Here is a 4,911-nt window from a genome sequence, read left to right as displayed (position 1 = left end):
CGGAAGGATGGCCTTTTTGCGTCCGGGCGGAAGAGACAGGAAGCCCCGTGCCCCGGCACGGGGCTTTTTTGCTTTATGCTCGCCTTAAACACCACAAGCGCTCGTCACCTGGATACGGTAAACTTAGCCGTGTTTTTGCATCAGGATATCGCTAATGAATCACTCCCTTAAGCCATGGAATACCTTTGGTATTGATCGGAATGCCCACCATATTGTCTGCGCTGAAACGTCGCAGCAATTGCTCAATGCATGGCAGGCTGCGGTACAGAGCCAGCAGGCCGTGCTGATTCTGGGTGAAGGCAGTAACGTGCTGTTTCTGGAAGATTTTTCCGGAACGGTCATTATCAACCGTATTATGGGTATTGAGGTGCGTGAAGAAGCCGATGCATGGTATCTACACGTCGGCGCGGGCGAAAATTGGCATCACCTGGTGCAACTGACTCTGGAACGCGGAATACCGGGTCTTGAGAATCTGGCACTTATCCCGGGTTGCACGGGGAGTTCACCGATTCAGAATATCGGTGCATATGGAATCGAGTTACAGCGCGTCTGCAACTATGTCGATTGTGTAGAACTCAGCAGTGGTGAATCTAAGCGTTTGTCCGCAGAGGCCTGCCGTTTCGGCTATCGCGACAGCATCTTTAAACATGAGTACCAGAATCGTTATGCCATTACGGCGGTCGGTTTGCGTCTGGCAAAAAACTGGCGGCCGGTACTGACCTACGGTGATCTGACCCGGCTTGATCCCGCGACGGTCACACCGAAAGATGTTTTTGACGCTGTATGCCGTATGCGTACCAGCAAATTACCAGACCCAAAAGTTAACGGGAATGCTGGTAGTTTCTTTAAAAACCCGGTGATCTCAGCAGAACAGGCGGGCATCTTACTCTCCGCCTTTCCTGACGCTCCACATTATCCGCAAGCTGACGGTTCCGTAAAGCTGGCGGCTGGCTGGCTGATCGATCAATGTCAGCTAAAAGGCGTCGCTATTGGCGGTGCAGCGATCCATCATTTACAAGCACTGGTGCTGATAAATACCGGGCCGGCTACAAGCGATGATGTGGTGCAGCTCGCTCACCTTGTGCGCCAGCGCGTAGGCGAGAAGTTTAATGTCTGGCTTGAGCCGGAAGTGCGTTTTATCGGCCGCGCCGGTGAGGTGAATGCCGTGGAGACGATTGCATGAAGGATAATACCGTTCCGTTAACGCTGATTTCTATTCTGGCAGATGGCGAATTCCATTCGGGTGAACAGTTGGGCGAACGCCTGGGAATGAGCCGCGCGGCAATCAATAAACATGTCCAGACCCTTCGTGACTGGGGAATCGAAGTCTTTACCGTTCCGGGTAAGGGTTACAGTTTACCGGAGCCTATCCAGCTTCTGGACGAAGCGTTGATCCGTTCACGTATTACTCAGGGGAATATTGCCGTTTTACCGGTGATTGATTCGACAAATCAGTATTTGCTGGATCGCCTTAATGAGCTGCATTCGGGTGATGCCTGCGTGGCAGAATATCAACAGGCAGGCCGTGGCCGCCGTGGCCGTAAATGGATCTCTCCGTTCGGTTCAAATCTCTATATCTCCATGTACTGGCGTCTGGATCAAGGGCCAGCAGCGGCAATCGGGTTAAGTCTGGTGATCGGTATTGTAATGGCGGAAGTTTTACGCGATTTAGGTGCCGATCAGGTGCGGGTTAAATGGCCGAATGATCTCTATCTTCAGGATCGTAAACTGGCGGGCATCCTCGTCGAATTAACCGGTAAAACTGGCGATGCGGCGCAGATCGTGGTTGGTGCTGGAGTTAATCTGATGATGCGCAAAGCCCAGGCTGAAGATATTAGCCAGAGCTGGATTAACCTGCAGGAAGCCGGTGTTCGCATCGATCGCAACATGCTTGCCATACGTCTGGTTACTGAATTACGTACCGCCCTGAAATGCTTTGAACAAGAGGGGCTTGCTCCGTTCCTTTCCCGCTGGGAAAAACTGGATAATTTTATTAATCGTCCGGTAAAACTGATTATCGGTGAGAGAGAAATTATAGGTATTTCCCGGGGTATTGATGCGCAGGGAGCACTACTGCTTGAACAGGATGGGGTTATAAAACCCTGGGTCGGCGGAGAAATTTCACTGCGCAGTGCAGAATAAACAAGGGGAGCGAGACGCTCCCTTTATTTATTTACGCAAACGAACTTGCTCAACCGCATGGTTTGCGCTTTTAGTCATAATCAGGCTGGCCCGCTCACGGGTTGGTAAAATATTTTCTTTAAGATTTAAGCCGTTAATTTCTTTCCACAGCGACAAGGCGATCTCAATCGCTTCCTGTTCGGATAATTTCGCATAATTGTGGAAATAGGAGTCAGGATTGGTAAATGCGCCTTCGCGGAACTTCAGGAAGCGGTTGATATACCAGGTTTGTAATAGATCTTCCGGCGCATCAACATAAATAGAAAAGTCGACAAAATCGGAGACAAATACATGATGCGGGTCATGAGGATAATCCATGCCGCTCTGTAATACATTCAACCCTTCGAGAATTAAAATATCAGGCTGCGCAACCGTTTTATCCCCATCCGGGATCACGTCGTATATAAGGTGCGAATAAACTGGCGCTGTGACATTCGGCACCCCGGATTTAATATCCGAAACAAACTGCACCAGGCGATGCATATCATAAGATTGCGGGAAGCCTTTTTTCTTCATTAGCCCACGATCTTTCAGTACCTGATTGGGATGCAGAAAACCATCAGTCGTAATGAGTTCAACACGACGATGTTCTGGCCAGCGGCTCAATAATGCCTGTAGCACACGGGCGGTAGTACTTTTTCCTACCGCTACGCTGCCCGCAATGCTAATGATGTACGGAATGCGTTGCCCATTCGTCCCAAGGAATTGCTCAAGTACGGCCTGGCGGCGCAGGTTCGAACTGATATAGAAATTGAGTAAACGGGAAAGGGGGAGATAAATCTCTGCAACTTCTTCCAAAGAAAGGTCTTCATTAATGCCTTTTAATCGTGCGATTTCGCCCTCAGTAAGCGTCATCGGAACTGAATCACGAAGAGCAGCCCACTGGCTGCGATTAAACTGTAAGTAAGGCGTCATTAACGTTTGCTCTTTTTTACTCATAAGCTTTATCTGCCTGCTATTACCCCTCGTCACGTAGGCTTCCGGTACGTTGTGAGAGAGAGAGTCTCTTAAGGTAATGCTATGGCTCGACGTTATTGAAATAAGTGGGATCAATGGGCAGGAGGTTAACACCAGATGACAGGGAATAATATGAAAAATCGCGTCTGCGTGATGCTTTCCAGGGAAAGCATCACGCTCTGCACATCAGCTGGCAATAGAACGAACAAACTGATTAACCGCAAATAAACGTTTGAAGTAAATGGCCGCTGGTTGGTAATAACCATCCGCTGAACAGAGATAATCGGGAATTTCCCCAAGGCAGCGATATCCTTGCGAACGATAAAACGCTTCTGCAGCAGAACCTGACGGTGTTTCCAGCCACAGTAGACCGCGCTGACGCATACAGGCTGTTTTCTCCAGCTCCGCCAGGAGCTTCTTCCCAATACCGGTGCGCCGCACGCGGCGGTGTACCAGCAACAATTTTATGTTGGCTCTGTTCAGTGCTTCAGGTTGCGTAGGGAGTTGCAGGCTGACGCTGCCGGCAACGCCCTGTTCATCGCGTGCAATCCAGATCAGGCGTTCACCTGTTTCCAGCTCGTTGCGTAATCGTGAGAAGGCGTTTTCTGCTTCCTGCTGGCTAATCGCGCGTTGATACCCGATAGAGGCGCCACTATGAAGTGCATCAAGCAGCAGTTCGGCGAGTTCCGGACAGTAGACCGGCAAAGTAGCTGCGTTTAACAAGACAATTTTCATCGTGAAACCTCCATTGGGTTGGTGGCTAAAGCAATGCAATTAGTGATCCAACTCACAATCTGGGTCTGGCTTCAGAGATATTCACTGCGATGACGGTTTTTTGCACCATGTTAACGCAGTCACACCGAAGAGATGCCCGATGTTGTCGCGGTTAAAGGAGGCTTAGCGGCGCAAAGTCGTGGAATATGGTGCTGTTTTTTTATACTTCCTTGCATGAAATTACAGCGTTTATATGGGGTGTCGTGCAAAATGTGAGCGATAGAACGTTTTGTGCAATTTTTTTGTTGCATCAACTCCTCTGTCTCCCTAGAATGCGCGCTACTTGATGCCGACTTAGCTCAGTAGGTAGAGCAACTGACTTGTAATCAGTAGGTCACCAGTTCGATTCCGGTAGTCGGCACCATCAAGTCCGGTGGGGTTCCCGAGCGGCCAAAGGGAGCAGACTGTAAATCTGCCGTCACAGACTTCGAAGGTTCGAATCCTTCCCCCACCACCATTTTCAGTTACGCTAAAACGTAACCAGAGTTGGTGTCAGTAGTGAATCAGCTCTTAGGGAGAGAAAATCTTCTCCCGACAATACAGAAGCACTGGGTAGCCGAGTTTCAGGATGCGGGCATCGTATAATGGCTATTACCTCAGCCTTCCAAGCTGATGATGCGGGTTCGATTCCCGCTGCCCGCTCCACGATGTGCTGATATGGCTCAGTTGGTAGAGCGCACCCTTGGTAAGGGTGAGGTCCCCAGTTCGACTCTGGGTATCAGCACCACTTCATTTCTCCTCCCTGGTTTTTCTTCTGTTATTTAGCATTCAACAAGTCGGGCATGTTGCCTGGTTGATGTGGTGATATCACCGATTTATCCGTGTCTTAGAGGGACAATCGATGTCTAAAGAAAAGTTTGAACGTACAAAACCGCACGTTAACGTCGGTACTATCGGCCACGTTGACCATGGTAAAACAACGCTGACTGCTGCAATCACTACCGTTCTGGCAAAAACCTACGGTGGTTCTGCCCGCGCATTCGATCAGATCGATAACGC

General features: G+C 49.7%; 5 protein-coding genes and 4 tRNA genes. 7 read left to right on the top strand and 2 right to left on the bottom strand.

Annotated features, from left to right (window positions below):
* Window positions 1-154: 154 nt before the first annotated feature.
* Entirely contained in the window at window positions 155-1,183 is a 1,029-nt protein-coding gene (gene murB / locus DK872_RS27100; RefSeq protein ID WP_035890517.1) for a UDP-N-acetylmuramate dehydrogenase, read from the top strand.
* A complete protein-coding gene (gene birA / locus DK872_RS27095; protein WP_035890516.1) occupies window positions 1,180-2,142 on the top strand; it encodes a bifunctional biotin--[acetyl-CoA-carboxylase] ligase/biotin operon repressor BirA in 963 nt (320 codons plus the stop codon). Before murB ends, birA begins: the two co-directional genes overlap by 4 nt.
* A 27-nt stretch (window positions 2,143-2,169) precedes the next feature.
* Here birA and coaA read toward each other — a convergent pair whose 3' ends face one another.
* Together coaA and DK872_RS27085 are read right to left on the bottom strand one after the other, a co-directional pair.
* Window positions 2,170-3,120, bottom strand: a complete 951-nt coding sequence (coaA, locus tag DK872_RS27090) for a type I pantothenate kinase (RefSeq protein WP_035890515.1) — start codon at window positions 3,118-3,120, stop codon at window positions 2,170-2,172.
* A gap of 204 nt (window positions 3,121-3,324) precedes the next feature.
* Window positions 3,325-3,873, bottom strand: a complete 549-nt coding sequence (locus DK872_RS27085) for an N-acetyltransferase (RefSeq protein WP_035890514.1) — start codon at window positions 3,871-3,873, stop codon at window positions 3,325-3,327.
* Between the two features lie 327 nt (window positions 3,874-4,200).
* Between DK872_RS27085 and DK872_RS27080 the strand changes: the two genes are divergently transcribed.
* The 5 genes from DK872_RS27080 to DK872_RS27060 all read left to right on the top strand — a co-directional run.
* Window positions 4,201-4,276: transfer RNA gene (locus DK872_RS27080), tRNA-Thr, on the top strand.
* Between the two features lie 8 nt (window positions 4,277-4,284).
* A tRNA-Tyr gene (locus DK872_RS27075) sits at window positions 4,285-4,369 on the top strand.
* Window positions 4,370-4,482: 113 nt separating this feature from the next.
* Window positions 4,483-4,557 (top strand) — tRNA-Gly (locus DK872_RS27070).
* Between the two features lie 6 nt (window positions 4,558-4,563).
* Window positions 4,564-4,639: transfer RNA gene (locus tag DK872_RS27065), tRNA-Thr, on the top strand.
* Window positions 4,640-4,753: 114 nt separating this feature from the next.
* On the top strand, window positions 4,754-4,911 hold a 158-nt coding region (locus DK872_RS27060), incomplete at its 3' end, for a GTP-binding protein (RefSeq protein WP_227507214.1).

Source organism: Kosakonia sp. MH5 (assembly GCF_009935945.1).
GTDB lineage: Bacteria > Pseudomonadota > Gammaproteobacteria > Enterobacterales > Enterobacteriaceae > Kosakonia > Kosakonia radicincitans.
The sequence above is the reverse complement of the archived record's forward strand: the minus strand, read 5'-3'. Positions and strand labels throughout refer to the sequence as shown.

What these genes read in the sequence shown, in the direction of transcription:
- murB (WP_035890517.1), top strand. Translation starts at nt 155, where the DNA reads ATGAATCACTCCCTTAAGCCATGGAATACCTTTGGTATTGATCGGAAT.
- coaA (WP_035890515.1), bottom strand. Translation starts at nt 3,120, where the DNA reads ATGAGTAAAAAAGAGCAAACGTTAATGACGCCTTACTTACAGTTTAAT.
- birA (WP_035890516.1), top strand. Translation starts at nt 1,180, where the DNA reads ATGAAGGATAATACCGTTCCGTTAACGCTGATTTCTATTCTGGCAGAT.
- DK872_RS27085 (WP_035890514.1), bottom strand. Translation starts at nt 3,873, where the DNA reads ATGAAAATTGTCTTGTTAAACGCAGCTACTTTGCCGGTCTACTGTCCG.